The sequence below is a fragment of the Stenotrophomonas sp. YJH_SMC_20 genome (assembly GCF_059367845.1).
The window spans coordinates 484200-509711 of sequence record NZ_JCAFRG010000002.1; the positions used below are offsets into that span (position 1 = coordinate 484200).

The 25512-nt window shown below is 68.3% G+C and carries 25 protein-coding genes; 4 read left to right on the forward strand and 21 right to left on the reverse strand.

Annotated elements, in window-relative coordinates:
- Nucleotides 1–9: 9 nt before the first annotated feature.
- The 7 genes from gspG to AC5P6A_RS05585 form a co-directional block, all read right to left on the reverse strand.
- Nucleotides 10–447, reverse strand: coding sequence for a type II secretion system major pseudopilin GspG (gspG, locus tag AC5P6A_RS05555; RefSeq protein ID WP_171952998.1), 438 nt, complete (start codon nucleotides 445–447; stop codon nucleotides 10–12).
- Nucleotides 448–504: 57 nt separating this feature from the next.
- On the reverse strand, nucleotides 505–1086 hold the full coding sequence (locus AC5P6A_RS05560; protein WP_171952997.1) for a hypothetical protein: 582 nt from the start codon (nucleotides 1084–1086) through the stop codon (nucleotides 505–507).
- Between the two features lie 120 nt (nucleotides 1087–1206).
- Nucleotides 1207–1758 carry a hypothetical protein gene (locus AC5P6A_RS05565; RefSeq protein WP_346714887.1) on the reverse strand — a complete coding sequence of 184 codons (552 nt, stop codon included), beginning with the start codon at nucleotides 1756–1758 and terminating at the stop codon, nucleotides 1207–1209.
- Between the two features lie 58 nt (nucleotides 1759–1816).
- Nucleotides 1817–2797 carry a FecR family protein gene (locus AC5P6A_RS05570; protein ID WP_346714888.1) on the reverse strand — a complete coding sequence of 327 codons (981 nt, stop codon included), beginning with the start codon at nucleotides 2795–2797 and terminating at the stop codon, nucleotides 1817–1819.
- Between the two features lie 69 nt (nucleotides 2798–2866).
- Nucleotides 2867–3397 (reverse strand): RNA polymerase sigma factor, encoded by a 531-nt coding sequence (locus AC5P6A_RS05575; RefSeq protein ID WP_026347004.1) that lies wholly within the window; start codon nucleotides 3395–3397, stop codon nucleotides 2867–2869.
- Between the two features lie 16 nt (nucleotides 3398–3413).
- Nucleotides 3414–4094 (reverse strand): STN domain-containing protein, encoded by a 681-nt coding sequence (locus tag AC5P6A_RS05580; RefSeq protein ID WP_346714889.1) that lies wholly within the window; start codon nucleotides 4092–4094, stop codon nucleotides 3414–3416.
- 597 nt (nucleotides 4095–4691) lie between these two features.
- Entirely contained in the window at nucleotides 4692–5156 is a 465-nt protein-coding gene (locus tag AC5P6A_RS05585; protein ID WP_005413654.1) for an Lrp/AsnC family transcriptional regulator, read from the reverse strand.
- 127 nt (nucleotides 5157–5283) lie between these two features.
- Here AC5P6A_RS05585 and AC5P6A_RS05590 point away from each other — a divergent pair, with 127 nt between their 5' ends.
- Entirely contained in the window at nucleotides 5284–6015 is a 732-nt protein-coding gene (locus AC5P6A_RS05590; protein WP_019659873.1) for an AzlC family ABC transporter permease, read from the forward strand.
- Nucleotides 6012–6326 carry an AzlD family protein gene (locus AC5P6A_RS05595; RefSeq protein WP_111102601.1) on the forward strand — a complete coding sequence of 105 codons (315 nt, stop codon included), beginning with the start codon at nucleotides 6012–6014 and terminating at the stop codon, nucleotides 6324–6326. The genes AC5P6A_RS05590 and AC5P6A_RS05595 overlap by 4 nt, the downstream gene beginning before the upstream one ends.
- 52 nt (nucleotides 6327–6378) lie before the next feature.
- Here AC5P6A_RS05595 and glgX read toward each other — a convergent pair whose 3' ends face one another.
- Genes glgX through glgA form a run of 7 tightly spaced genes read right to left on the reverse strand, consistent with a single transcriptional unit; the run spans nucleotide 6379 to nucleotide 18508 of the window.
- Nucleotides 6379–8499, reverse strand: coding sequence for a glycogen debranching protein GlgX (glgX, locus tag AC5P6A_RS05600; RefSeq protein WP_171952994.1), 2121 nt, complete (start codon nucleotides 8497–8499; stop codon nucleotides 6379–6381).
- Nucleotides 8486–8656, reverse strand: coding sequence for a DUF2934 domain-containing protein (locus AC5P6A_RS05605; protein WP_080352942.1), 171 nt, complete (start codon nucleotides 8654–8656; stop codon nucleotides 8486–8488). Before AC5P6A_RS05605 ends, glgX begins: the two co-directional genes overlap by 14 nt.
- Entirely contained in the window at nucleotides 8625–11198 is a 2574-nt protein-coding gene (treY, locus tag AC5P6A_RS05610; protein WP_164144760.1) for a malto-oligosyltrehalose synthase, read from the reverse strand. Before treY ends, AC5P6A_RS05605 begins: the two co-directional genes overlap by 32 nt.
- Nucleotides 11195–13039: a 4-alpha-glucanotransferase gene (locus tag AC5P6A_RS05615; protein WP_134729029.1), complete on the reverse strand. Its 1845-nt coding sequence runs from the start codon at nucleotides 13037–13039 to the stop codon at nucleotides 11195–11197. The genes treY and AC5P6A_RS05615 overlap by 4 nt, the downstream gene beginning before the upstream one ends.
- Complete coding sequence (gene treZ / locus AC5P6A_RS05620; RefSeq protein ID WP_308305666.1) at nucleotides 13036–14754, reverse strand: malto-oligosyltrehalose trehalohydrolase; 1719 nt, start codon at nucleotides 14752–14754, stop codon at nucleotides 13036–13038. The genes AC5P6A_RS05615 and treZ overlap by 4 nt, the downstream gene beginning before the upstream one ends.
- Nucleotides 14751–16985: a 1,4-alpha-glucan branching enzyme gene (locus tag AC5P6A_RS05625; protein WP_308305667.1), complete on the reverse strand. Its 2235-nt coding sequence runs from the start codon at nucleotides 16983–16985 to the stop codon at nucleotides 14751–14753. The genes treZ and AC5P6A_RS05625 overlap by 4 nt, the downstream gene beginning before the upstream one ends.
- On the reverse strand, nucleotides 16982–18508 hold the full coding sequence (glgA, locus tag AC5P6A_RS05630; protein WP_019659881.1) for a glycogen synthase GlgA: 1527 nt from the start codon (nucleotides 18506–18508) through the stop codon (nucleotides 16982–16984). The genes AC5P6A_RS05625 and glgA overlap by 4 nt, the downstream gene beginning before the upstream one ends.
- A 440-nt stretch (nucleotides 18509–18948) precedes the next feature.
- Between glgA and AC5P6A_RS05635 the strand changes: the two genes are divergently transcribed.
- Together AC5P6A_RS05635 and AC5P6A_RS05640 are read left to right on the forward strand one after the other, a co-directional pair.
- Complete coding sequence (locus AC5P6A_RS05635) at nucleotides 18949–19377, forward strand: PAS domain-containing protein (RefSeq protein ID WP_026347009.1); 429 nt, start codon at nucleotides 18949–18951, stop codon at nucleotides 19375–19377.
- Complete coding sequence (locus tag AC5P6A_RS05640; protein ID WP_346714890.1) at nucleotides 19374–20903, forward strand: diflavin oxidoreductase; 1530 nt, start codon at nucleotides 19374–19376, stop codon at nucleotides 20901–20903. The genes AC5P6A_RS05635 and AC5P6A_RS05640 overlap by 4 nt, the downstream gene beginning before the upstream one ends.
- Nucleotides 20904–21040: 137 nt before the next feature.
- On the opposite strand, the gene AC5P6A_RS05645 is transcribed toward AC5P6A_RS05640, so the two are convergent.
- The 7 genes from AC5P6A_RS05645 to AC5P6A_RS05675 form a co-directional block, all read right to left on the reverse strand.
- Nucleotides 21041–21709: a sulfate/molybdate ABC transporter ATP-binding protein gene (locus AC5P6A_RS05645; protein ID WP_171952988.1), complete on the reverse strand. Its 669-nt coding sequence runs from the start codon at nucleotides 21707–21709 to the stop codon at nucleotides 21041–21043.
- Complete coding sequence (modB, locus tag AC5P6A_RS05650; RefSeq protein ID WP_021204216.1) at nucleotides 21699–22382, reverse strand: molybdate ABC transporter permease subunit; 684 nt, start codon at nucleotides 22380–22382, stop codon at nucleotides 21699–21701. The genes AC5P6A_RS05645 and modB overlap by 11 nt, the downstream gene beginning before the upstream one ends.
- A 3-nt stretch (nucleotides 22383–22385) precedes the next feature.
- Nucleotides 22386–23129, reverse strand: a complete 744-nt coding sequence (modA, locus tag AC5P6A_RS05655) for a molybdate ABC transporter substrate-binding protein (protein WP_308305669.1) — start codon at nucleotides 23127–23129, stop codon at nucleotides 22386–22388.
- Nucleotides 23130–23152: 23 nt separating this feature from the next.
- Nucleotides 23153–23929 carry a helix-turn-helix domain-containing protein gene (locus AC5P6A_RS05660; RefSeq protein WP_308305670.1) on the reverse strand — a complete coding sequence of 259 codons (777 nt, stop codon included), beginning with the start codon at nucleotides 23927–23929 and terminating at the stop codon, nucleotides 23153–23155.
- Nucleotides 23930–23997: 68 nt separating this feature from the next.
- Nucleotides 23998–24363: a hypothetical protein gene (locus AC5P6A_RS05665; RefSeq protein WP_164144752.1), complete on the reverse strand. Its 366-nt coding sequence runs from the start codon at nucleotides 24361–24363 to the stop codon at nucleotides 23998–24000.
- On the reverse strand, nucleotides 24360–24902 hold the full coding sequence (gene mobA / locus AC5P6A_RS05670; protein WP_058981727.1) for a molybdenum cofactor guanylyltransferase: 543 nt from the start codon (nucleotides 24900–24902) through the stop codon (nucleotides 24360–24362). The genes AC5P6A_RS05665 and mobA overlap by 4 nt, the downstream gene beginning before the upstream one ends.
- 108 nt (nucleotides 24903–25010) lie before the next feature.
- The gene (locus AC5P6A_RS05675) at nucleotides 25011–25511 is read right to left on the reverse strand and encodes a molybdenum cofactor biosynthesis protein MoaE (protein ID WP_308305671.1); all 501 of its coding nucleotides are present in this window, start codon (nucleotides 25509–25511) and stop codon (nucleotides 25011–25013) included.
- Nucleotide 25512: the final 1 nt, after the last annotated feature.

The following is a 25512-nucleotide window of genomic DNA, read 5'->3' on the forward strand; positions in this document are numbered from 1 at the left end:
CAGCACGCCTCACAGCTGCCAGGAGCCGATATCCGCGTTTCCGGCGTCGCCACCGGGCTGGCTGTCCGCACCCAGCGAGAACACATCGATGTCGCCATGAGTGCCTGGAACCTGGTACTGGTACGGATGGCCCCACGGGTCATTCGGCAGGCGATCCAGATACGGCGCCACCGGCAACGCACCGCTGCCCTGCGGCGGCTTCACCAGCGCCTGCAGGCCCTGTTCGGCACTGGGATAGCGCCCATTGTCCAGCTTGAACAACTTCAGCGCCTGCATCAGCGCCGCGATGTCCTGGCGCGCCGCCACCACGCGCGCCTGGTCCGGACGGTCCATCAACCGCGGCACGATCAGCGCGGCAAGGATGCCAATGATCACCACCACCACCATGATCTCGATCAGGCTGAAGCCCTGCTGCCGAGCCCTGCAACCACCTGCCTGCCTTGCCATTGTTCCGCCCTCGTCATCCTGGAAGAGACCGCTGCACCATGGTCAGCGGTGCATGTGTCAGTACGATAAACATCCGCCTGCGATTCGCTGCGCGGTTGCCTGTGCGGGCGCACGTGCAGCCGGCACGCGTGCCGCCTCGAGCAGGTGCGGCGGCACGCTGGCCAGTGTCTGGTCGATGCACTCGCGCAACAACGGATGCACGCACGCCTGCAGCAGGCGCACGCACTGCGTCGGCGACCACGCGGTGCCGTGGTCGAGGCCGATGAACATGCGGTAGGCCTGGTGGTAGCGCAGGTCGTCGTACACGCGCTGCGCAGTGTTGAGATCACGCACGATCACCAGCAGGGCCGCACGTTGCAGCAGTCGCGCATCGGCTGCGCCAAGCGGCAGCGCGCTCATGGCCGCGTCGGGCCAGGGCCACAGCCGCAGGTCGAGGGCCTTTCGAAGTGCCGCCAGTGGATGCGCACTGCTGTCCAGTGCCGCCCAGCGCGCCGCATCCGCCCAGGCGTCACTGGACAGCACCCAGACCCACGAGCGGCCATAGCGCTGTACGTTCAGGGGCCTGTGCCGTGCCTGCTCCAGCGACTGGCTCAGGTGGCGATCCAGCTCCAGCATGCTGATCCTGCGACTGTCTTCCATCTGCGCCGCCCGTGCTCCACGACGCGTGGTGCGTCGTACTCTGGAGAAGACGTCAGCAAGGCAGGTGAAGCGACACCGCGAATGCAACTCTGTGCACGGGGTGGCGCTTCATCGGCAACGTCATCGCAGCGTCATCCGCCTGCAGGCTTCGCGCTGCAGCCGCGGTGCGTCACCCCCACAACGGCGGGCCAGTACCGCCACGTCGCTGCGGGCAGCGAATGCGACCAGTGCATCAGTCATGTCCACGTCATCGCACCATGACGCCAGCGCAACGCGCAGTGCGGGCAGCTGCCAGCCCTCCATCACCCCATGGGCGCCCGCCACGAACCAGTGCCAGAGCCGATGATGCAGTACCTGCTCATGCAGCTGCGTGAGATCGTCGATGCCATGCATGCCCGCCAACAGCAGTGCGCGTGCGAGCACCGCAGGCGGCAGCGCCCCGGATTCGACCAAAGGCATCTCCTGCTGCTGCAGCCGCAGCAGCACCGCCAATGGGTGTGACTGCGGATTGAAGTCCAGCAGCACCGCCTGCTGCTGCCACTGCGCGTCAGACACCACGCACACCCAGGGCGAACCATAGCGATGCACCATCAGGGGCCTTCGCTGGGTGGTTTCCAGCAATGCAGACAGATTGCGGCGCAGATCGAGCACACCGATGGTCTCGTTGCGCATCCTTGGATTCTCCTTGCTTGCAACAGCCCGGCGCGGCGCGCACGGCCAGCGCCTTCATCTATCCAAGGACGGCGATGCCACCCGGAAAGCGACGCAGATCCAGCGACATCGTCCGTCGCAGCTGCTCCAGCGCCGCGTCCGGATCATCGATGCGGAAGCGGCCGCTGACCGGGGCGCGCGCCAATGCCGATTCGCCCAGCAGTACCTTGCCGCGGCGGTAACGGTTGATCTCCTCCACCACCTCACGCAGCGGTGCGCGGCGGAACACCAGCATGCCCTCCGTCCAGGCACTCACTTCCGACGCCACGGCCTCGGCCACCACACCACTGAGGCGCTCGTCGTACCGGGTCTGCTGGCCCGCCTGCAGCCGCAGCCGGCCCTGCGGATGCTGGATGCGGGCACTGCCCTGCAGGCAGGTCACCCGCACCTGGCCCCGGGTGTTGCGTACGTCCAGGCGCACCGCGCCCTCATCGGCAATCACGCAGCCCGGGCCCGCGAACAACGCGAGGCGCAGACCGGCCTGGGTCTCGATCGCGGCCTGGCCCTGCACCAGCTCGAAGCCTTCGCCCTGCGTGTGCGCGCGGCGGCGCAGGCTGCTCTGCGTATCCAGTTCGATCTTCAGTTGCGGCGAGGGCGCGATCTGCAGTCGCTCACCGGTGCCGGTATGGAAATCGGCTGCCATGGCTGTCACCGAGGGCCACAGGCCCATCGGCGGGCGGATGGCCGCCACCACTACCAGGCTGGCCGGCGCGGCAATCGCGGCGCCCAGGAAGGCGCGTCGGCTCCAGCGCTGGGCCGGCGTCGGCGCGACCGGTTGACGCGCGGCCGCTGGCAGCTGCTCGCCGGCCAGCCGCACCTGCTCCCACTGCCGGCGCGCACGGCCAAACGCTTCGCGATGGCGCGGGTCAGCCTCACACCACGCGCTGAACCGGCGCCCGTCGGCGGCGGTCGCCTCGCCCGAGGTCAGCCGCACCACCCACGCGTGCGCCTGACGCTCGACGGCATCCAGCGGGCGTTGCGGGCGATCGTCAGGATCCATGGGGGCTCATGCCGGACCCGCACGCTGCGGGGTTCTGCTCGGCGTCAAAGTGTAGACGGATGCCGCCGTTCAGAACCGCACCTGGCGCCCCGTTCCGCTGCGCTCGGCCAGATAGTCCTGGGCGGCCTTCAGCTCACGCTGCACCAGCCGCAGCGACACACCGAGGTGATCGGCGACGTCGCGCTGCTGCAGGCCGTCGACACGGATCGCCAGCAGGATGCGGCGACGGCGCTCGGGCATGCGCTGCAGCAGGCCGACCATGTCTTCCAGCGCGAAGTCCAGTTCAGCCGCCTGCGCCGGGCCGGGTGCAGGGTCGGCCATGTCCATCAGCGTATCCACCTCCTCCAGGCTCAGCAGGCGGTGGTCAGCACGTTGGCGGTCGATCACGGTATTCATTGCCATGCGCAGCAGGTAGGCCGCGGGGTTCTGCACGGCATCCAGGCGGTCACGCCGCGCGCTCAGGCGCATCCACGTGTCCTGCAGCGCGTCGCCGGCCAGCTCCTCCGAGCCCAGCTTGCGCACCAGCCGGCGCTTCAGTTCATCGTAGGCACCCAGAAGGTGGTCCATCAGGTCAACTGCCCCAGCCGTACCGTTGCTCATGTTCGAATCCTTGAAGTCATGGAAGGGGCGTGCGCCCGCCACAGTCGTGGTCGGTGCCGGAAGGTCGGATCTGCAGCGTTACCGGCTGCGGCAGCGCAGCGGCATCGGGCGCCAGCACCAAGTGCTGCAGCGCCTGCAGCAGGCGCGCATCGCGGCGCTCGCTGCCACTGCCTGACAGCAGCTCGGGCGCATGCACCTGGCCCTCGCTGTCGACACGGAAACGCAGCGTCGCGGCATAGCGCCCGGGAGCGATCTCCGGGTCGTCACAGAACACCGCTCGCAGCCGCTGCTGCAGCCCACCATAGCGACGTCGACGTTCCGCATCGGCGAGTTCCGCGCCGACACCGGGTTCGGCAGCCAAGGGCGTGTTCCGGCGCAGCACCACACGCTGTTTGCCGATCACCTCGGCCTCGACGCCGGAGTCCTGCAGCAGCGCCTGCAGGGCGGGCAGCGGCGGCAGGCTGGCGCGCAGCGCACGGCTGCTGCGGCCCGCGGCAAGATCGCCCGGGTACATCACGGACCACCCACTGATGACGCTGAAGCGCTCGACCGCCTGTTCCAGTGGCTGCGCAGGGATGTCGTAGGCATGAACGCCGTCCTGCCCGGCAGCGGCAAAGGACAGCAGCAGCCATGCCGCGATGGCCACCTTCCAAGTTCTGACCGCATGGTGTCCATTCAGCCCCCTGACGTAGAACACATGACCCTCGGCAGCGACAGCAGCTGCAGTGGACGCGCGCCAAGACCGGAACCCCGGCCCGCGCGCGACCCGCAAGCGGGCTCAAACCGTACCGGGGTCACATGTCATTGCGATGACCGCCGCCTACAGCCGACCTGAAGCCAGTCACCCATCAGGAATCAATAGATCGAACAGACCACCTCATCCACGCCTGGGGTCAGAGCCCGTTGCGCAGCAACGGGATCCGACCCCGTGCCGACCCAGACGTGTCGACCAAGGTCGACACCCACCAAGAGCAGCTCATGCCGTTCCGGCAGATCGTGGAAATCTGTCGAAGGCGGGTGGGTCCGGTTGCGGGGGCGTGAGCCGCATGGGCCCGAGGCATGCCTCGGGCGGGTTGGGCAGGACGCCCAACCCCCGTCTTGCCGTGTGCGCAGGACAGCGCACACGAGCAAGCGGCGACCGAGCCTACATGGACGTACTTGCAGCGTCCCCCGCAACCGGACCCACCCCGCCATCCCTCAGCAGGCCCGCTGTTGCTGTTGCTGTTGAGGTTGCCGGCCAGCGGCCGGCACTACCCGCGGGTGCCGGGTGCAACCCGGCCGCAAACCTCATCCCTCAAAGCGGCAGCTGGGTCGTCTGCTTGATCCGCTGCATCGGAATCTCCGTCTTGGTGTTCTGCACCCCGGCAATCCGGTTCAGGTGCTGCATCTGGAACTGCCGGTAGGCATCAAGGTCCGCCACCGCCACCCGCAGCAGGAAATCGCAGTCACCGGCCATCAGATGGCATTCCAGCACTTCCGGGAACGACTTGATGCTGTTGATGAAGTGATTGGTGGTGTCCTCGTCCTGCCCCCGCAGCCACACCCGCACGAACACCGTGAAGCCACGGCCCACCTTGGCCTCGTTCAACAAGGCCACATAGCGGTCGATGTAGCCGCCCTCCTCCAGCAACCGCACCCGGCGCAGACAGGCCGACGGCGACAGCCCGACCAGGCGAGCCAGCTCCAGGTTCTGCAGGCGACCGTCGCGCTGCAGGGCGTCGAGGATGCGCCGATCGAGGTTGTCGAGCTGGTACTGCATGGAATTTCACCCGTTTCGCTTCTGGCCGCATGAAATATCAATCATCCAGAATCAAGTGGCATCAGCGCAACCCGATTTCGTGATTGGACCGCTAGCATGGGCCACCCCCACCTTGTTGTGCCGTTCCATGGACGCCCGTACCACCCTCCCCCCGCCCGCCACCTGCGATACCGCCCCGCGTGCCGAATTCCTGCGCGGCCTGCGCGCCGCCGTGCCGGTGATGATCGGCTTCATTCCGTTTGCCCTGGTGCTCGGTGCGCAGGCGGCCCAGAAGGGCCTGAGCGCACTGGAAGTACCGCTGATGACCGGTCTCAACTTCGCTGGTGGCTCGGAGTTCGCCGCCGTCGAACTGTGGACCTCGCCACCGCACATCGCGCTGATCGTGGCCATCACCGCCCTGGTCAACAGCCGCCACCTGCTGATGGGCGCCAGCCTGGCCCCGCTGCTCCAGCACCTGCCGCGCCGACGCGTGCTGCCGGCCCTGTTCTTCATGTGCGACGAAAGCTGGGCGATGGGCGTGGCCGATGCGCGCCGGCGCGCGCTTGGCTTCAGCCTGGCCTACTACCTGGGCGTGTCGGCAGGCCTGTACACGGTCTGGGTGGCCTGCACCGCACTCGGCGCGATCATCGGGCCGCTGTTGGGCGACATCCACGCCTATGGTTTCGACATGGCCTTCCCCGCCGTGTTCCTGGTGCTGCTGCGCGGCATGTGGCAGGGCATGAAGGCGGCGCGGCCGTGGCTGGTCAGCCTGGTCGTGGCCGCCGCCACTTATCTGCTGGTCCCGGGCGCGTGGTACGTGGCCAGCGGCGCACTGGCCGGCCTGGCCGCAGCCTGGCTGCTGGCGGAGGACGCAGCATGATCTTCAATGGCCTGATCCACTGGACCTCGGTACTGACCATCGTGCTGATGGCCGCCGCCACCTACCTGACCCGCATCGTCGGCTTCCTGGCGTTGCGCAACCGCACCCTGAGCAAACGTGCGGTGACGGTGATGGAAGCCGCGCCGGGCTGCGTGCTGATCTCGGTGATCGCCCCGGACTTCGTTGCCGACAAACCCGCCGACCTGGCCGCGCTGGCCATTACCCTGCTGGCCGCCACGCGGCTGTCGATGCTCCCGACCGTGCTGATCGGCGTGGTCTCGGCGGGTGTGTTGCGCTATCTGGTGGGGTAGCTACCGGTACGCCGGGCAACGCCCGGCGCACCGTAGTGGCGCAGCAGTGCAATCACGCGCTGCTGCTTGCCGCCAGCAGGCACAGGCTGCGCGGCGGCAGCGTCCAGGCGCCTTCCTCATCCGGCTCCAACGGCGTTTCGTCGGTCTGCAGGAGTACGCGCCGGAACGACAGGGCGTCGTCTGACACACAGAACCGCTGCGGCTGCTCCCCGGCGTTCAACAGCAGGGCCAGGCTGACATGCCGCCCGGGCTCGCGCAGGCCACTGTCCGGACTGCGACCGTCCAGCACGATCAGCAGCGCACGCAGCCCTGCGTCATGCCAGTCCGCTTCCTCCATGCCGCGACCATCGGGATGCCGCCAGTCGATATCGCGCAGGCCCAGCGCCTCATCGTACTCGCCGCGCAGGAACCGGTTCCGGCGCAGCAGGCCGTAGCGCCGGCGCAGTGACAGCGCCCGCCGCACGAACGCCACCTGCGCCTGTGCAGCCGGCAATGCTGCGCGCTCCCAGTCGATCCAGCTCAGTGGATTGTCCTGGCAGTAGGCGTTGTTGTTGCCCTGCTGCGAATGGCCGAACTCATCCCCGGCGAGCAGCATCGGCGTGCCCTGCGCGAGCAGCAGCGTGGCCAGCAGGTTGCGCATCTGCCGCGCACGCAACGAAAGGATCGCCGCATCATCGGTGTCTCCCTCCACGCCGTGGTTGCTGGAAAGGTTGTGCGAGTGGCCGTCACGGTTGTCCTCGCCGTTGGCCTCGTTGTGGCGATCGTTGTAGCTGACCAGATCGTGCAGGGTGAATCCATCATGCGCCGTCACCAGATTGATGCTGGCCGACGGCCGCCTGCCGTGGTGTTCGAACAGGTCGGCCGAGCCGGTGAAGCGCGTGGCAAACTCCGCCAGCTGCCCGCCATCGCCACGCCACAGCGCGCGCACCGTGTCGCGGAAGCGGTCGTTCCATTCGGCCCAGCCCGGCGGAAACTGGCCCAGCTGGTAGCCGCCCGGGCCGATGTCCCATGGCTCGGCAATCAGCTTCACCTGGCTCAGGATCGGGTCCTGGCGTACCGCATCGAGGAAGCTGCCCGAGGCGTCGAAGCCATGCCGTTCGCGGCCGAGGATGGTTGCCAGGTCGAAGCGGAACCCATCCACCCGCATCTCGGTCACCCAGTAGCGCAGAGAGTCCATGACCATGCGCAGCGCACCGGCATTGGTCAGGTCGAACGTATTTCCGGTGCCGGTATCGTTGATGTAGTAGCGGCGATCATCGGCCAGGCGGTAGTAGCTGGCGTTGTCGATGCCCTTGAAGGACAGCGTAGGGCCCAGCTCATTGCCTTCGGCGGTGTGGTTGTAGACCACGTCCAGGATCACTTCGATGCCGGCATTGTGCAGCCGCGCGACCATCTGCTTGAACTCGGCCACGATGCCCAGCGACAGGTAGCGAGGCTGCGGCGCGAAGAAGCCGATGGTGTTGTACCCCCAGTAATTGCGCAGCCCGCGCTCGAGCAGCTGCTGGTCATCGACGTATGCGTGCACGGGTAGCAGTTCGATGGCGGTCACGCCCAGATGGCTGAGGTGGTCGACCACTGCGTCATGGCGCAGGGCAGAGAAGGTGCCACGCTCGGCCTGCGGGACATCGGGATGCTGCATGGTCAGCCCGCGCACATGCGCTTCATAGATCACGGTCCGGTCCCAGGGCGTGGCAGGTGCACGCTCGACACCCCAGCTGAAGGCCGGGTCGATCACGGCGCAGCGCGGCATGTAGCTGGCGCTGTCGCGGCGGTCGAAACTGAGATCGCCATCGCGGTGACCCAGGGTGTAGCCGAACAGGTGGGGGGCCCACTTCAGTTCGCCGACGATCTGCTTGGCGTAGGGGTCCAGCAGCAGCTTGTTGGGATTGAAGCGATGGCCCTCTTCCGGCGCATACGGGCCGTGCACCCGGTAGCCGTAACGCTGCCCGGGCCGCACGTCCGGCAGGTAACCATGCCAGATCTCGTTGGTGTACTCGGGCAGCGCGATGCGTTCCACTTCGCGGTTGCGTCCATCGAACAGGCAGAGTTCCACCCGCGTGGCGTGCCGCGAGTACAGCGCGAAGTTCACACCCAATCCGTCCCAGGTCGCCCCCAGCGGGAACGGCCGGCCTTCGCGCACCCGCGAGGTCTGCGTCCACTTACGGCTCGCCATCAGTGCCCTCCTCCCCGCGCGCGGCGGCAATCTCGGCTTCCACCAGCCGCTCGGCCATGTGCCAGTGCCGTTGCTGCTGGTCGTCCGGGCGCCCTTCTGCCTCCCAGATCTGGTGGGCAAGTGCCTCAATCCGCTGCCGTCGTTCCCTGCTGTCCATCCCTACCTGTCTCCTCGTTGATCCATATCGCCAACGGGCTGCCAGCCAGAAGCCCGGCCACGTCCGCGGTTGCGTTGAAATGTTCGATGCGCCCGTCCAGGACATTGCGCATGGGGCCTGCCGGCAGCCCACGCAGCGTCACGCCGCTGCCGACGTCGCGCGGAATGTGCAGGCTGGGCCCCGGCATGGTGGTGGGCGAACTTCGCCGTACGACCACCAGCAGCACCTGCGCCTGATGCCTGCGCGTGAACGCCAGCCACGGCGAGCGCGCAGGCGCGGACAGCGGCTGCAGCGCGCCGTGCAGGAAAAGATGCGGGTGCCTGCGGCGGCAATCGAGCAACTGCCGGAGCAGGAATGCCTTGATCCCACCGTCCCGCCAGTCATCCAGCAGCGCGGGCCACCCGCGCGCATCACGCAGCCACGCGTGCCGCGCCGGATAGTCCACCGCGTACCGGTTGTCCGGGTCCACCAGGCTCAGGTCCCAGCCTTCGCCGCCCTGGTAGAGGTCGGGCACGCCGGGCAGGCAGTGCTGCAGGCACAGCTGTGCCAGGCCGTTGCAGGCGCCCGCCGGCGCGATGCGCGCCACGAACGTCGCCAGCGCCTCCCGCACCGGCTGCAATGGCGCTCCATCCAGCAGCGCGTGCAGCCACTGCGCGGCGGCCTCCTCCACGGCCACGTTGGGATCGGACCAGCTGCTGACCCGTTTACCCTCGCGCAATGCCTTGGTCAGCCATTGCACCATCCTCGATGCGAAGTCGGCGCCGGGGGTACCGTGCATCGGCCACGCGGCGACGAGCGCCTGCCATAGCGCATAGGTCTCGGCACCCGGCAACGGCATCGGCGCGCCGGCGTGGGTCGCCATCCGGCTCCAGCGCCGCACCGCGTCCCGCCACTCGACCGTGCAGGTACTGAGAACCGCCAGCCGTGCCCGGCTGTCGGCCCCGCGCTTGTGATCGTGGGTGGCCAGCGCAAGCAGCGCCCTGGGATGGCGCCGCAGGCGCCCGGCTGCATGTTCCAGCAGCTCGCGCCCTTCCATGCCCAGCCGCTGCGGATCACTGCCGACTTCGTTGCGCGACAGCAGCCTGAAATAGCGATAGAACCCGGTATCTTCCACCGACTTGGCATTCAGCGGCGCGGCCAGCTGCCCGAACCGTACGCGCAGCTCGGTTTCAGCCGGCGCCTGGCCGGGAAGTGCCTGCAGCAGCAGATCCAGCGCGGCGCGTGCGGCACCGTCCAGCGCCTCGCGCGCAGCACCGGCAGCGTCCACCAGCGCCTTTCGTTCACCCGCCCCCTCCAGCGAATAGGGCCGGTAGGTGCGGTAATGCCGCAGCAATGAAGCCAATGCGCGTGCCAGCGCAGCCACTCCGATATCGGCCTCGGCCAGCCGGGGCTGCAGGACCTGCTGCGCACTGCGCAGCAGCCGCTGGAAGTCTGCGTGAAGGCCCTGGCGCAACATCATGCCGCGAGCGTCCTGCTGAATCCGGTCAAAGCTGCGCGAGTCACCGCCCAGCGCCTGCCACGTGCGCGAGAGCGCGGGGGCAGCCGCCGGATCGTGCAACCAGGCACCGGTCTGGTCCATGAAGTCATAGCCGGTGGTACCGTCGCAGGCCCAGCTGTCGGGCAGCTGCTCGCCCTCGGCCAGTATCTTCTCCACATGCAGGCTCACCGCCTGCGGATCACGACCGCCGGCCGCACAGGCTGCGTCGAGCGATTCACGAAGGCGCCGCAGGTAGGCGCCCGGGGAGGACAGGCCATCCACATGATCGATACGCAGGCCGTCCACCCGTCCCTCGCGTACCAACCGCAGCGGCAGCGCATGCACCGCCTCGAACACGTCGTCGCGCTCCACCCGCAGCGCGGCCAGTTCATTGATATCGAAAAAGCGCCGGTAGTTCACCTGATCGCCCGCCGTGCGCCACCAGGCCAGCCGGTAGTGCTGCCGCTGCAGCAGCGTATGCAGCCGTTCAACGCTGCGGTTGCAGCGCTCGGCCCACGCCGGCCACTGCGCGGGGTCCAGTGGATGGCTGCGCGGCGACAAGGGCAACGCCAGACCATGGTGGCGCAGCACGGGACGCGCGTTGTCCACCACCACGCGCACTACGCCATCGCGCACCGCGTCGTGCAACGGCCGGTCCAGTGCAGGCAGCCAGAGCCGGCCCTCGCAGCCCGGCGCCTCCCAGTCGATGTCAAACCATTCTGCGTGCGGGCTTCGACGCCCGTGCATCAGCACATCGTTCCACCAATGGCTGTGCGGGGACGCCGCCAGATGGTTGGGTACGATGTCGAGGATCAGGCCCATGCCGTGCGCGCGCGTCGCTGTGGCCAGTTGCCGGAAGGCTTCTTCGCCGCCCAGTTCCGGATTGATGCGGGCCGGGTCGATGCCATCGTAGCCATGCGTAGACCCGGGCAGCGCAGCGGTGATCGGCGACAGGTAAAGGTGGCTGACGCCCAGCGCGGCGTAGTACGGCAGCTGCGTCGCGGCGGCCTCGAGGTCGAAGCCTGCATGCAATTGCAGGCGTACGGTGGCACGCAATGGAGTCATCGCCGCTCCCTCCGCCGCGTGGCGCTGAAGCGGGCAATACGTGCGTCAACCGCGTCCTGGTCCCACGCTAGCGGTAGCCGCCGGCGCCAGTTCGGATGGCCGTTGACGGTGCCCGGCAGGTTCACCTGCGCGCGACTGCCCAGGGCGTCTTCCAGCGGGAGCAGCGCCAGCCGTGACGATGCGTGCGCGACCAGCGACAGCGCACGCGCTTCAAGCGTGGCCCCCTCGCCCCGGGCCACTGCGGACAGCGCCTGGACCTCTCTGGAGCGCGCGTGCAGCGCCGACGGAAGCCCGCTCAGCTCACCCAGGCGGGCGCGCCAGCGCAGGTCGCGCCCGTGCAGCCAGCCGGACAGCGGTGGCAGATCATGGGTGGAGGGCATGGCCACCGCATCGCGGCGCCACCGTGGCGCCGGCAGGAAGCGCTCACCGTTGCGGGCGAACGGCAGCACCTCGATGCCCAGGATGCCGCGGGCTGCCAGCCGCTGGCGAACGCCCGGCGGCACCACGCCCAGGTCTTCACCAATCAGCACGCAGCGATGCCGCCACGATTCCAGCACCAGCAGGTTGATCAGATCATCGAACGGATAGCGCAGGTAAACGCCCTGCCCGGCGCCCGCCCCGCGGGGAAGCACCCACAGGCGCTGCAGGCCAAGGATATGGTCGATGCGCAGCCCGCCACGGCCGGCCATCACAGCGCGCAGCACGCGGATGAACGGCTCAAAGCCCTCGCGCTGCAGGGCGAAGGGTGACCAGCTGGTGATACCCCAGGCCTGGCCCAGCGGATTGAACGCATCCGGCGGCGCGCCCAGTTCAAGACCCTGCAGCAGTTGGTCGCCGCCGGTCCGCGCCTCGACGCCCTGCGGTGCGCAACCCACCGCCAGATCCGCGATCAGCCCGATCGACGCGCCGTCGTTGCGCAATCCCGCCTGCACCTGCGCCCAGCCCTGCCGCGCCAACCATTGCGCAAACGCATGGTCGTCGGCGCTTCCAGTGAACCGGTCGGCGGCGTGCTGGCAATAGCGCAGCAGGGGTTCGCCTTGCGCATCGCGCCACGTCTGCATCTGTTCGCACTGTGCCGGCGCCTGCTGCCGCAGCCACTGGTGCACCTGGCGCAGCCAGCGCCACTTCAACGCCGCCGAGTGCGGCCAGTGGATGCGGCGCGCTGCGGTGGCGGCTGCAACTGCCGTTGCCAGTGCTTGGTCTTCAGCCAGCACGGCGTCGGCTGCCTCCGGCAGTACCTGCGGCAGGGACACCTGCAGTGGATCGAGCCAGTGCCGGTCGCTGGGCGAATAGGGGCTGTAGCCTGGCCCAGGTGGCAAGCCGGCATGCAGCGGGCTCAACGCCACTGCATCGCCGCCGTGACGGTGCAGCAGTTCGCTCCATCGTGCACAGCCGGCGCTGTCACCGATGCCAGCGTCGCAAGAGGCGCGAAGGCTGTAGACCTGCGCCGACAGGCCCCAGCCGCGCAGCGTGCCCTGCGGCCACCAGGCACGTTGTGGCGCCACCGCAACCGCCTGTTGCCGGTCGCCCCGGCGCCACTGCCAGTAACCCGGCTGGTCCGGCACGCGCCAGCGCCCTTGCGCATCGGCGCGTGCCGGCAGCACTGCGCCATGCTCATCCACCCAGCACGCTGCGCCGGCTGCGTCCGGCATCGCCAGCAGCTGTCCACAGCAGGCCGTGCGCAGGCCACCGTGCTCGGGCGCTGCATCGCCCTGCAGCCCCTCCAGCACCGCGCGCAGCACGTCCGGTGCGACTTCGCGCTCGACACCGGCCACGTCGGTCCAGCGAACCAGCAGGCCCGCGCGCCGTGCCGCCTCCAGAACCGCCGCATCGGTCCTCATGCGGCGACCCAACAGGCAAGCACGCCGCCGCCTGCGGGCAGCAACGTGGCAGCGTCCGGCCCTACAACGTGCTCCCCGGCCGGCATCGCATGCACCACCGGCGACGGGCCGACATTGACCGCGATCCACCACTGGCCCGACGGCAGCTGCCAGCCCGCCTGCACCGCGCCTTCGCCCAGCACGCGCGCACCCAACGACCGCGCCTGCAGCAACCCGGGTTGCAGATAGCGCCTGCGCAGTGCCAGAAACCCGCTCGTGCAGCGCAGCCAGTCCTGCGACCAGGGATCATCGCCGGGCGGCGACGTGTAGGACGCCTGCAGGGTGGCCGGGTCGTTCGGGTCGGGAATACGCGCGCGCGAGGCGGCGTCGGCAAAGGCGCTGAAACCAGCGAACTCGCGGCGACGCCCTTCGCGCACCGCCTCGTCCAGCGGCGGCGCGTAGTCGGTGAAGAACAGGAACGGCGATTGCGCCTGCCACGGTTCGCCCATGAACAGCAGCGGGATCATCGGCGTCAGCAGGGTCAACGCCAGCGCCGCACGCAGCCGCGCAGGATCGGTCAGCATCGACAGGCGCTCGCCGAGAGCGCGGTTGCCTACCTGATCGTGGTTCTGCGCGAATACCACAAAACGCGCGGGCGACAGGTCGGCGCTGGGTTCGCCGCGGGGATCGCCGCGCAGGTCCGGTTCACCCTGCCAGGCGAATCCTTCGGCCAGGCAGCGCGCCAGCAGTGCTTCGGCGCGACCGGCATAGGCCGCGTAATAGCCCTCCTGCTCGCCGGTCAGCATCACGTGCAGCGCATTGTGGAAGTCATCGTTCCACTGCCCCTGGTAGGCGCCGCGCAGCCACCGCGCCTGGTTGCGCTCGTTCTCCAGCACCAGGTGCGCGTGCGGGGCCACCGCACGTACCTCATCGGCCAGCTGCTGGAGGAAACGGTCATCGTCAATGGCGTGCACCGCGTCCAGGCGCAGGCCATCGAAGCCGTAGTCGCGCAACCACATCAGCGCGTTGTCGATGAAAAAGCGCCGCACCCAGGGCTGGCGGAAGTCGATGGCCTCGCCCCACGGCGTGCTGCGGTCGTCACGGAAGAACCCGCGCGCGTAGTCGCGCAGGTGGTTGCCCTGTGGTCCGAAGTGGTTGTAGACCACATCCAGCAGCACCGACAGCCCTGCATCGTGCGCCGCTTCGATGAAGGCCCTCAGCGCTGCCGGCCCGCCATAGGCATGGGCCGGCGCATACGGGAACACGCCGTCGTAGCCCCAGTTGCGCTGGCCGGGAAACTGCGCGACCGGCATCAGTTCAATGGCGGTGATGCCCAGGGCCGCCAGCATCGGCAGCTGCGCGGTCAACGCCGCGAAGCCGCCGCAGGCCTCGATGTGCACTTCATAGATCACCAGGTCCTGCCAGGCATGCCCCTGCCACGTGGGCTGTGCTCCATCCGTGCCAAGCACCACCGCGCTGTCACCATCGACGCCGTCCGGTTGCCAGCGCGAGGCCGGGTCGGGCACGTCCTGGCCGGACGGCAGGCGGAACCGGTAGCGGTCACCATGCGACGCCTGTGTCCGCAGCCAATGGCAGCCGTCCGGGTCGCGGTGCATCGGCCGCAGCACGCCCTCCAGGCGCAGCGCCATGGTGTCTGCGTCCGGTGCCCACACACGGAACTCGACACCTTCACCGTCCACCGGCCAAGCGCCCAGGCGCGGAGCCACTGTGGTCATGCATCAACCTGCAGATACAGCGTGGACAGCGGCGGCAGGGTCAGCCGCAGCGACTGGGCGTGACCATGCATCGGCCTCGGCTCGGTATGCACTGCACCGAGGTTTCCCGCATTGCCGCCACCGTAGTAACCGCTGTCGGTGTTGAGCCGTTCGGTCCAACACCCCGGTTGCGGCACGCCGACCCGGTAGCCGTCGCGACGCACCGGAGTGAAGTTGCTCACCACCAGCAGGGTGCGGCCGCTGCCGGCAGGATCCCGTCGGATGAACGCGTAAACGCTGTTGCGGCTGTCGTCGGCCACGCTCCAATCGAAACCGCGTTCGTCGCGCTCGTCGCGATGCAACGCGGGTTCGGCGCGGAGCACGCCGTTGAGGTCTCGCACCAGGCGCGACAGGCCCTGGCCCTCACTGCTGGCCGCCTGTGCCCAGTCCAGTACCGCATCGTGCGACCACTCGTGGCCCTGGCCGAACTCGCCGCCCATGAACAGCAGTTTGCTGCCCGGGTGCGCCCACATGAAACCGTAGTACGCGCGGAGCTGGGCCAGCCGCTGCGCCGGCTCGCCCGTCATCTTGGCCAGCAGCGCTCCCTTGCCATGCACCACCTCGTCATGCGACAGCGGCAACACGAACCGTTCGGAGAAGGCGTAGACCAGGCCGAAGCTGATCTCGCTGTGGTGATGCTGGCGATGGACTGGATCGCGCCCCAGGTACTGCAGGGTGTCGTGCATCCAGCCCATGTTCCATTTGTGGGTGAAGCCAAGCCCGCCCTCCTCCACCGGCGCGGTCACACCCGTCCACGCGGTGGATTCCTCGGCGATCACCAGCACATCCGGGAAACGCTCACGCAGCGCCTGGTTCATCCGCCGCAGGAACGCGACCGCCTGCAGGTTCTCGCGCCCGCCCTGCTCGTTGGGAATCCACTCCCCCTCGGCACGGCTGTAATCCCGGTACAGCATCGACGCCACAGCATCCACGCGCAGACCGTCGATATGGAACCGCTCCACCCACTCCAAGGCACTGCCGATCAGGTAGGCAGCCACTTCGTTGCGGCCGTAGTTGTAGATCAGCGTGTCCCAGTCGGCGTGCACCCCTTCGCGCGGGTCGGCATGCTCGTACAGCGCGGTGCCATCGAACCCGGCCAGGCCATGCGCATCGTTCGGGAAGTGCGCGCTCACCCAGTCCACGATCACTCCCACGCCGGCCTGGTGGCAGCGGTCCACGAAGCGCACGAAGGCCTGCGGCGTGCCATGGCGCGCCGTCGGCGCGTAGATGCCCAGCGGCTGATAGCCCCAGGAACCGCCAAAGGGATGCTCGCTGACCGGCAGCAGCTCGATGTGGGTAAAGCCGAGTCCGGCCACGTACGGAATCAACCGGTCGGCCAGGGCGTCCCAGTCCAGCGGCGCACCCTCGTCGCTGCGCTGCCAGGAGCCCGCATGTACTTCGTAGATGGACAGCGGTGCGCAGGTTCCGGCCTGGCGCCGGGCCTCCAACCAGGCGTCATCGTGCCACTGCATCGGCGCCGCCGAAGGCACCCGCGAAGCGGTGGCCGGTGGCAGCTCGGCCCAGCGCGCCATCGGATCGAACTTGTCGGGCATCACCCGGCCGTCGGCGCCGACGATGCGGAATTTGTAGCGGGCACCGGCCTGCACGCCCGGCAGGAACAGCTCCCACACGCCGGCGGTGTGACGCAGCCGCATCGGATGGCGTCGGCCATCCCATCCATTGAAATCGCCAACCACCGCGACCCGCTGGGCATTGGGTGCCCACACCGCGAAGCGCACGCCCGCGATGCCCTGCACCTGCATCGGCACCGCCCCCAGCTGCCGCGCCGCATCGGCATCACCGGCATGGAACCGCTGCAGCAGTGCTTCGTCCAACAGTGGACCGAACGCATAGGCATCGTGCACCTGCTCCACGCCCTGTTCGAAATGCAGGGCAAGCAACGGTATCGCCGCGTCACCGGCCGCGCCCTCGAACAGGCCGGGCAACGGGCCAGGAGACAGGTCCCAGCGTTGCCCATCGTCTGCAACCACCTCGACGCGCTGCGCGTGCGGCACCAGCACGCGCAGCTGGCGTCCGCCTTCTGGCTGGCGATGCGGGCCCAGCCAGGCAAATGCATCGGCCGGGCGCGCGTGGACGAGGTCCTGCAGCGCCGGGGCGATACGCTGATCCAATCCCGTCTCCGTGATCGCTTCATCCTCCAGGGCGGCCAGATGCAGGCTGTCGTGGCTCATGCGGCCACCTGGCAGGTCTGCTGGTACAGGGCCAGATACGCGCGACCGGCCGCATCCCAGCCACCCGGCCGCAGCATGGCGGCGCGGCGCATGGCCTGCAGCAGGCCGGGCAGGCGGAAGGTGCGCATCGCCCGTTCCACGCAGCGGCGCAGGCCATCGGCATTGGCACCATGGAACAGGAAACCGGTCACGCCGTCCTCCACCGTATCCACCAGCCCGCCGGTCGCGTGTGCGATGGGCAGGCAGCCGAAGCGCTGCGCGTACATCTGGCTCAGCCCGCAGGGTTCGAAGCGTGAAGGCATCAGCAGGAAATCGGCGCCGGCAAACATCTGGCGGGCCAGCGCTTCCTCAAACCCGATGAAGGCGCCCACCCGCCCCGGGTAGCGGCGGGCCAGCGCCTGCACCTGTGCTTCCACCTGCGGCTCGCCACCGCCGATGATGACCAGCTGGCCGCCGGCCGCCACGATCTGGGGCGCCACGTCGCAGGTGATGTCCAGGCCCTTCTGGTGCACCAGCCGCGAGACCACCGCGAACAGCGGGCCGGTCGACGGCGCCAGGCCGAACGCCTTGCGCACCGCATGCGCGTTGGTGGCGCGCCCGGTCCACTCACCAATGCCGAAGTGGGCCTTGAGATGGATATCGCGGCGCGGGTCCCAGCTGGCGTCGATGCCGTTGACGATTCCACTCAGGTGCCCGCCGGCCGCGCGACGCGCCAACAGATCATGCAGCCCGCAGCCGTCATCCGGGGCGGTGATCTGCTGCGCGTAGCGCAGGCTGACCGTGTTCAGCCGCGTGGCGTTGGTGATCCCGCCCTGCAGGAACGACATCTGCCCGTGGAAGTGCAGTTCATCCAGGTGTTCGGCCGGCACGCCCAGCACGGGTGCAAGCGCGTACGGAAACAGCCCCTGGTAAGCCAGGTTGTGGATCGTCAGCAGGGTCGGCACGGCCGTCCGGTCCCAACGCACGTAGGCGGCCGCCATGGCCACCGGCCAGTCATTCAGGTGCAGCAGCTGCGGCGACCAGTCCAGCCCGGCACGCCCGGCCGCAATCTCCGCAGCCGCATGCGAAAGCGTGGCGAATCGAACCGCGTTGTCCTTCCACTCCTGTCCCTGCCCGTCCACGTAGGGCGAGCCCTCACGCTCGTACAGCTCCGCCGACAGCAGCACATAGATCGGAAGGCCGTCGGCCTGCACCGCCATGCCGATCGTGCACGCTGGCAAGCCGGCCCGCGCGCTGACGTGCCCCACCCGCTGCAGCTGTGGCAGGCGCTGCAGTACCTCCGGGTAGCCGGGCAGCAGCACGCGCGAATCACACGCACCGCGCACCGCACGCGGCAGGGCCGCAGCTACGTCGCCCAAGCCACCGGCCTTGACGAAGTCCGCCATCTCGGTGGCAACGAACAACACCCGCTGCACCAGTTCCGGCAGCTCCAGCGGTTGCGAATGGCCGCGGCGGGTGCCGATCGGCACGGGCGTGACCGGAGCGATCGCAACGGGTGAAGCGGACTGGGTGGCGCGGGCCATGGGGATGATCTCGGATGCTTCAGGCAGACAGACGCCAGCGGCGCCCGGACGGGCGCTGGTGCTGGGAAGGAAGTCGACGCAGGACGTGGGGGACGCCAGCGAGAGGCTCAGGACGACAATAGCCCTCCATGCGATCAATCAACCGTGAAGCCATGGCGATTTCTTTGTGACAAGGCGTCATGAGCTCAGTACGCATGAGGTACGCCCGCCAGCCGCCCGTGCCTCTCCTGTAGAGCCGAGCCCACGCTCGGCTGCGGGCAGTCCCGTTGGCGCTCGAGCCGAAAATGGGCTCGGCTTTACAGAGATTCTCCCTGCGACACCCGGTCGCAGGCCTTCGCGCCACGCGCTTGACCAATGTCAAATCGCTCGCCGCCACGCGGGCGTATTCCTATGCAGGAACCGAACACACCGGCGCTGCCGGCCTCTACAAGGACCCCGCGATGAACTACTCCCCCGACAACGACCAGCTCGTGAATGCGCTGCAGAACGTCATGGTGATCTCCACCACCGACCTGCAGGGCAACATCACCTACGCCAATGACCTGTTCTGCACGCTCACCGGCTTCGCCCGCGAAGAGCTGATCGGCCAGCCGCACAGCATCGTGCGCCACCCGGATGTGCCCAAGGCGGTCTACAAGGACATGTGGGACACCATCAAGGCCGGCAAGACCTGGACCGGGATCGTGCCCAACCTCGGCAAGGGCGGCGTGCTCTACGTGGTCGACACCACCGTGCAGCCGCTGTTCGACGCCGACGGCAACATCACCTCCTACATCAGCATCCGCCGCGTGGTGAATGACCTGATGCAGAACTACGACCTGGTCGAGTTCAGCAAGGAAAAGTTCGACGACTTCTACGAGGCCGCGTGAACGCCCTCCCGACCAGTACGCCCTTCAGCCGCCTGCTGGTGGGTTTCGCGTCCGAGTCGGGCAATGCCCGCGCCTTGGCCCAGCGCTTGGGCGCGGACCTGCAGCCGCACGCGCCGCAGGTGCTCCCGTTCAACGACATCGACGTGGCCAGTCTCGGCCACGGCGATGTGCTGCTGGCGATTTCCAGCTCGTTCGGCGATGGCGAACCGCCGGCCAATGGCGAGCGGTTCTTCGAAACCCTGCGCCAGACCCCGACGCTGAGCGGCCTGCGCTATGCGGTGTTCGGCCTGGGTGACACCGGCTACCCCAGCTTCTGTGGCTTCACCAAGGCGCTGGATGCTGCGCTGAGCGAGCGCCAGGCGCAGCCGCTGCTGCACCGCGTGGACGCCGACCTGGGTTACGAGCAGTTCTTCCAGCAATGGCAGCCGGTGCTAAGCCAGGTGCTGGGTGGCGACCTCAGCGCTGGCCAAGACCTGCACCTGCAGGTCACCGCCTATGGTGAAGACAATGCCTTTGCCGCCCGCATTCTCGAACGCCGCCGCTTGAACAGCAGCGACCCCGCTGCCTGGCACCTGCAGCTGGACATTGTCGGCAGTGGCATGGCCTACCGCGCGGGTGACACCCTGCACGTGGTGCCGGAGAACGATCCTGCCCTGCTGCAGGCATTGGCCACTTGGTACGGCGACAGCACCGCCGTGGCCGCCCTGCGCGACCGCGAGCTGCGCCTGCTGAGCAAGAGCGTGCTGCGCGAGCTGGCCCGGCTCGGTGGCAGCGAAACGCTGAAGGGCCTGCTGAAGGTCAGCCAGAAGCGCGAGCTGGACGCCTACCTGCACGGCCTGGACCTGCTGGACGTGCTGCAGGACCACGCCACCCCGGACAGCATGCCGCTGCCGCGGCTGCGTGAACTGCTGTCAGCGCGGCTGCCGCGTGCCTATTCAATCGCCTCGCACCCGCGCGACGACCAGCTGAGCCTGTGCGTGCGCGAAGTGCATTACACCCTGCGCGGCCGCGAGCGCTTCGGCACCGCTACCGGCAGCCTGCTGCACGGTGGCGACCGTGCCCGTGTGTACTGCCGTTCCAACCCTGGCTTCCACCTGCCCGATACCGGCCAGACGCCGCTGCTGCTGGTTGGCACCGGCACCGGCATCGCACCGCTGATGGGCCTGATGCAGGAACTGCAGGCCAACGGCTGCGAACGCGAGGTGCACCTGGTGTTTGGCGAGAAGCACAGCAAGCGCGACTACCTGTACCGCGACCAGCTGCAGGACTGGCATACCCGGGGCGTGCTGGCCGGCCTGCATACCGCGTTCTCGCGCGATGGCGCCGAAAAGGTCTATGTGCAGCATGTACTGCGGCAGCGCGGCGATGAAGTGCGCGATGTGCTGGCCCGCGGTGGGCATCTGTACCTGTGCGGCAACAAGCGCCACCTGGAAAGCGCGGTGCGCGAGGCCATCGATGCCGTCGCTGGCGAAGGGCGCTGGGACGCGCTGCGCGGTGAAGGCCGCACGCACTGTGAGCTGTATTGATCCATACCACTGGACCGCACGAATCCTGGATCGGTAGAGCCGGCCGCTGGCCGGCTGCTCAGGATTCCGTGGTTGCCGGCCAGCGGCCGGCACTACCATCAGATGTGACCAACCATCGCCGGTGCGTCCATCACGGGTCAATTGCCTACAATGCGGCCGTCCACCACGCGCGCCACCTGCTGGCCGAACATGGCCACATCCTGCGGGTCGTGGCTGATCAACAACAACGGGATGCCGGTCCGGTCCAGCACGGTTTCCAGCTCCTGGCGCAGGTGCTGGCGCAGGTCGTGGTCCAGTGCGGAGAACGGCTCATCCAGCAGCAGCGCCTGCGGCTGCGTCACCAGGGCGCGCGCCAATGCAGTGCGCTGGCGCTGGCCACCGGAGACCTGCGAGGGCAGCAGATCGCCCACCGTGTCGATGCGGAAGGCGTGCAACCACTGCTCCACCGCATCGAAACGCTGGCCGAGCCCCGGATTCAACCAGCCCTTCTGCAGCCCGAACGCCACGTTCTGGCGCACGCTCAGGTGCGGGAACAGCGCGTAGTCCTGGAACACATAGCCCAGCCGGCGGCGCTGCGGCGGCAGATCCACGCCGGTGGCCGCATCGAACAGGGTCTGCCCCTGCACGCGCACATGACCCTGGCCCGGCCGCAGCAGCCCGGCCACCGCCTTCAAGGTCAGGCTCTTGCCCGCGCCCGAGGGCCCGAACAACACCACTTGGCGCTGCGTGCACTGCAGCGATACGTCCAACACGAAATCCTGGCCGGCCGCCTGCAGGCGACGCTGCACCTGCAGGTCAAGCCACATCGCGCAGCTCCCGGCGACGCCCGCCCACCAGCCGCGCGGCCAGCAACAGGATCACGATGCAGACCACCGAGGTCAGTATCACCAGCGCATTGGCCTTGCCGTCCTGGCCGGCCTGCACCGCCTCGTAGATGGCAATCGACAGCGTCTGCGTGCGGCCCGGAATGCTGCCCGCCACCATCAGCGTGGCGCCGAACTCGCCCATCGCGCGCGCAAACGCCAGCAGCAGGCCGGCGAGGATGCCGCGCCAGGCCAGTGGCAGCGTGATGCGGAAGAAAACCGCCGCTTCGGATACACCCAGGGTGCGTGCGGCCTGCTCCAGCTGACCGTCCACTTCCTCGAACGCCGCGCGTGCCGGCTTGAACACCAGCGGCAGCGAGGCCACCGTCGCAGCAATCACGGCCGCCTGCCAGGTGAACACCAGGTTGATGCCGAACCACGACTGCAGCCACGCACCGATCGGACCATTGCGACCGATCAGCACCAGCAGGTAATACCCCAGCACCGTCGGCGGCAGCACCATCGGCAAGGTCAGCAGCGAATCCAGCAGCTCACGGCCGGGAAATCGCCGCCGCGCCAGCAATGCGCCCAGTGCCACGCCCAGCACCAGATTGATCGCGGTGGCCCAGCCGGCCACCTTCAGCGACAACCACAGTGCGCTCCAGTCCAGATCCATGCCTCAGGGCTTGCCGAACCCGTGCCTGGCCAGGATCGCCTGGCCTTGCGGCGAACGCACGAAGGCAGCGAAGCGCCTGGCCTCCACCGGCTGCGTACTGGCCTTGGTCACCGCCAGCGGATAGGCGATGCGCCCGGACACCGGCACCACGAACGCACGGCGCACCCGGTCGGGCATTGCCTGTGCATCGGTGGCATAGACGAAGCCGGCATCCACTTCACCGCGCGCCACGTAATCCAGCGACTGGCGCACGTTCTGCGTCGTGATGATCCTGCCCTGCACCGACGGCCACAGGCCCGCCGCTTCCAGCGCGCCTTTGCCATAGCGGCCGACCGGCACGCTGTCCGGGTTGCCCAGTGCGATGCGCTGCACACCGGCACCGGCCAGGTCCTTCAAGGTACGCGGCGCCGCCTTGGCCTGCGGCGGCACCACCACCCACAGCGCGTTCACCGCGAACACCTCGCGGGTGCCGGCCGCCAGCAGGTTCTGCTGCTGGGCCTGGTCCATCGTGGTTTCGTCGGCCGAGGCGAACACGTCCACCGGCGCACCGCGGCTGATCTGTTGCACCAACACGCCGGACGCGGCGAAGTTGAAATCGACCCTGGTGCCCGGGTGCGCCTTCTCATAGGCATTGCCCAGTTCGCGGAAGCTCTCGGTCAGGCTCGATGCCGCCGACACCGTCAACTCGGCCGCCCAGGCCGGCACTGCAGCCAGCATTCCCAGCACCAACAGCCCCGCTCGCATCATGGGTCGGCCCCTCGCCTGCCTGATCAGTCCAGTCCGGATTCCCGAGCCACGGCCAGTTCCGCCAGCCGCTCGGGTTGCAGCAACAGCATCTCACGTTGATTGACCGCAATCACACCCTCGTCGCTCAACCGGCGCAGCACCCGACTCACCGTCTCCGGCGCCATCCGCAGGTAGTTGGCGATCTCGGTGCGGGCCATGCTCAGGTTGAAGCGGGTGGCTGAGAAACCGCGCCGGGCATAGCGTCCGGAAAGATCCAGCAGGAACGCTGCCATGCGCTCCTCAGTGCGATGGTTGGCCGCCAGCGTGGCGACCTTGCCGATCTCGGCGCTGAGCAGGCTGAACAGCCGCGCCTGCAACCCCGGCATGCGCGTGGCCAGCAGGCTCAATCGCGGAAACGAGATCCGGCACAGGTAGACCGTATCCAGTGCCACCGCATTGCAGGGGAAGCGCGCGCCATGGATGGCATTGAGCCCGATCACTTCACCGGGCAGGCTGAAGCCCAACACCTGCTCGTTTCCCTGGCTGTCATCGACGAAGGTCTTGACCATGCCGGCACGCACGGCTGCGATGGAATCGAACGGATCACCCGCACGGAACAGGTAATCACCGGCCTGGAACGGCCCCACGTGGTCGACCAGCACATGCAACTCGCCCAGCGCAGCCTTGTCATAGCCCTGCGACATGCAGGCGTCCGAGAACGCACAGGTACTGCAGAAGTGCAGCGCGTCACCGTCATCGGCCGCTGCCGGATTGGGCGTGGCCGGTCGGGACGCGGAGGGAGCGGAGGGATTCAGGGGCATTGCAGCAACGCAGGAACGAAGGCCGTCATCATACGACAGCGGGGCGCCCCACCCTGCGCACCATGCGCCTACTCTGCCGCAGGTTCAGAGCGTCGCTGCGGGCCACGCTGGCGCATGCTGTCGCGCACGTCCACGTCGAACTGGAGCTGCAACATGCTGTCGTCATCCAGGGCGATACCGAAGCCCAAGCCATCCCGGCAGGGCAACCGCCCCGCCAGCGACTCAACGGCTTGGCGCGGCAGTACCAACCGGCAGAATGTACCGCCATCGAGCAGCACCGCCTGATCGCCGGCATGCAGCGACAGCGCTACGCCCCAGCCGCCGCTGCCGCCGAAGCGGGTCAGGTTCTCGACCGACTCGCCGGCCAGCAAGCGTGCCAGCTCTTCCTCATCCACGCGCAGGCGCATCGATTGCTGTTGCAGCTGGACCTTCATGCTGTGATGGACTCCCACTCTGATGGCGTATTGCAGTTGAGCAGCAACGCCTGATCCTCGGGTGCCAATGGCAATCGGGTCACGCCCAGGCGTTCCTGCAGGGCGCGCAGTGAACGTCGCGCCATCGGATCATCAATCAAGTCCCGCAGCACGCGGCGGCAATGATCATCGATCTGCAGCCGCATCGGCAACGGTTCATCGTCGAATACCGTGCAGGCGCGCGCTTGATCGGCCTGCAGACGTAGCAACAGCGCGGGCGTCATCCGCGGCGTATCGACCGGCACCACCCAGGCCGGCCCGTCAGGCATCTGCATCGCCACGCTGTAGAGCCCGCCCAGCGGGCCGCAGCGTGCCACGCAGTCCGGCACGCCGCCGAACGCCGGGTAGTTGCCGCTCACCCATACCCGCCCGGCGCCCGCCTGCTTCAACACGCCGCGCATGTGTTCCAGCAGGGTGCGGCCCTGCCAGGGCAGCAGCGCCTTGTCGCGGCCCATCCGGCTGGACAGGCCACCGGCCAGCACGATGCCGTTGATGCTCATCGCAGTAGGGCCACGCCATGCGTGGCTGCGTCGGCCGGATTCATCGGGAACGCCTCATCCACGCATGGCGTGGATCTACTGGACCCGGCGCCCTCCCGAAGGGCGCGGTCAATGCCCATGGTCATGTGTGTGGTCGTGGGAGTGCGAAGCTTCGCTGTCCACATGGCACAGGCTGCAACCCTCGCTCCACTGGCTGTCGCCGTCCTCGTAATGCTCCTGCTTCCAGATCGGGCACTGGTGCTTCACCACCTCGATCAGCTGCCGGCACGCGCGGAACGCCTCGTCCCGGTGCGGACTGCCGGCGGCCACCACCACCGCCACATCGCCGATGCCGAGCCGGCCCTTGGCATGGGCCACATACAGCTTCAGCTTCGGCCCGAACGTGCCTTCGACCTCGGCGGCCAGGCGCTTGAATTCGTTCAGCACCAGCGGTTCAAACAGATCGTAGGTGATCCCGGTCACCCGCCGGCCCACATTGACGTCGCGCACCTTGCCGATGAACACATCGATGCCGCCGAAGCCCGGATCGGAGACCGCCGCGATGCCCTCGGCCGGATCAATCGCCGCCTGCGCGCGGTCCACCACCTTCGCGATGATCTTCTCGCTCATC

What these genes read in the sequence shown, in the direction of transcription:
- AC5P6A_RS05625 (WP_308305667.1), bottom strand. Translation starts at nt 16,985, where the DNA reads ATGAGCCACGACAGCCTGCATCTGGCCGCCCTGGAGGATGAAGCGATC.
- AC5P6A_RS05595 (WP_111102601.1), top strand. Translation starts at nt 6,012, where the DNA reads ATGATCTTCAATGGCCTGATCCACTGGACCTCGGTACTGACCATCGTG.
- AC5P6A_RS05675 (WP_308305671.1), bottom strand. Translation starts at nt 25,511, where the DNA reads ATGAGCGAGAAGATCATCGCGAAGGTGGTGGACCGCGCGCAGGCGGCG.
- AC5P6A_RS05635 (WP_026347009.1), top strand. Translation starts at nt 18,949, where the DNA reads ATGAACTACTCCCCCGACAACGACCAGCTCGTGAATGCGCTGCAGAAC.
- treZ (WP_308305666.1), bottom strand. Translation starts at nt 14,754, where the DNA reads ATGACCACAGTGGCTCCGCGCCTGGGCGCTTGGCCGGTGGACGGTGAA.
- AC5P6A_RS05560 (WP_171952997.1), bottom strand. Translation starts at nt 1,086, where the DNA reads ATGGAAGACAGTCGCAGGATCAGCATGCTGGAGCTGGATCGCCACCTG.
- gspG (WP_171952998.1), bottom strand. Translation starts at nt 447, where the DNA reads ATGGCAAGGCAGGCAGGTGGTTGCAGGGCTCGGCAGCAGGGCTTCAGC.
- glgA (WP_019659881.1), bottom strand. Translation starts at nt 18,508, where the DNA reads ATGGCCCGCGCCACCCAGTCCGCTTCACCCGTTGCGATCGCTCCGGTC.
- modA (WP_308305669.1), bottom strand. Translation starts at nt 23,129, where the DNA reads ATGATGCGAGCGGGGCTGTTGGTGCTGGGAATGCTGGCTGCAGTGCCG.
- AC5P6A_RS05590 (WP_019659873.1), top strand. Translation starts at nt 5,284, where the DNA reads ATGGACGCCCGTACCACCCTCCCCCCGCCCGCCACCTGCGATACCGCC.
- mobA (WP_058981727.1), bottom strand. Translation starts at nt 24,902, where the DNA reads ATGAGCATCAACGGCATCGTGCTGGCCGGTGGCCTGTCCAGCCGGATG.
- modB (WP_021204216.1), bottom strand. Translation starts at nt 22,382, where the DNA reads ATGGATCTGGACTGGAGCGCACTGTGGTTGTCGCTGAAGGTGGCCGGC.
- AC5P6A_RS05615 (WP_134729029.1), bottom strand. Translation starts at nt 13,039, where the DNA reads ATGAGGACCGATGCGGCGGTTCTGGAGGCGGCACGGCGCGCGGGCCTG.
- AC5P6A_RS05570 (WP_346714888.1), bottom strand. Translation starts at nt 2,797, where the DNA reads ATGGATCCTGACGATCGCCCGCAACGCCCGCTGGATGCCGTCGAGCGT.
- AC5P6A_RS05665 (WP_164144752.1), bottom strand. Translation starts at nt 24,363, where the DNA reads ATGAAGGTCCAGCTGCAACAGCAATCGATGCGCCTGCGCGTGGATGAG.
- glgX (WP_171952994.1), bottom strand. Translation starts at nt 8,499, where the DNA reads ATGGCGAGCCGTAAGTGGACGCAGACCTCGCGGGTGCGCGAAGGCCGG.
- AC5P6A_RS05565 (WP_346714887.1), bottom strand. Translation starts at nt 1,758, where the DNA reads ATGCGCAACGAGACCATCGGTGTGCTCGATCTGCGCCGCAATCTGTCT.
- treY (WP_164144760.1), bottom strand. Translation starts at nt 11,198, where the DNA reads ATGACTCCATTGCGTGCCACCGTACGCCTGCAATTGCATGCAGGCTTC.
- AC5P6A_RS05585 (WP_005413654.1), bottom strand. Translation starts at nt 5,156, where the DNA reads ATGCAGTACCAGCTCGACAACCTCGATCGGCGCATCCTCGACGCCCTG.
- AC5P6A_RS05575 (WP_026347004.1), bottom strand. Translation starts at nt 3,397, where the DNA reads ATGAGCAACGGTACGGCTGGGGCAGTTGACCTGATGGACCACCTTCTG.
- AC5P6A_RS05645 (WP_171952988.1), bottom strand. Translation starts at nt 21,709, where the DNA reads ATGTGGCTTGACCTGCAGGTGCAGCGTCGCCTGCAGGCGGCCGGCCAG.
- AC5P6A_RS05605 (WP_080352942.1), bottom strand. Translation starts at nt 8,656, where the DNA reads ATGGACAGCAGGGAACGACGGCAGCGGATTGAGGCACTTGCCCACCAG.
- AC5P6A_RS05660 (WP_308305670.1), bottom strand. Translation starts at nt 23,929, where the DNA reads ATGCCCCTGAATCCCTCCGCTCCCTCCGCGTCCCGACCGGCCACGCCC.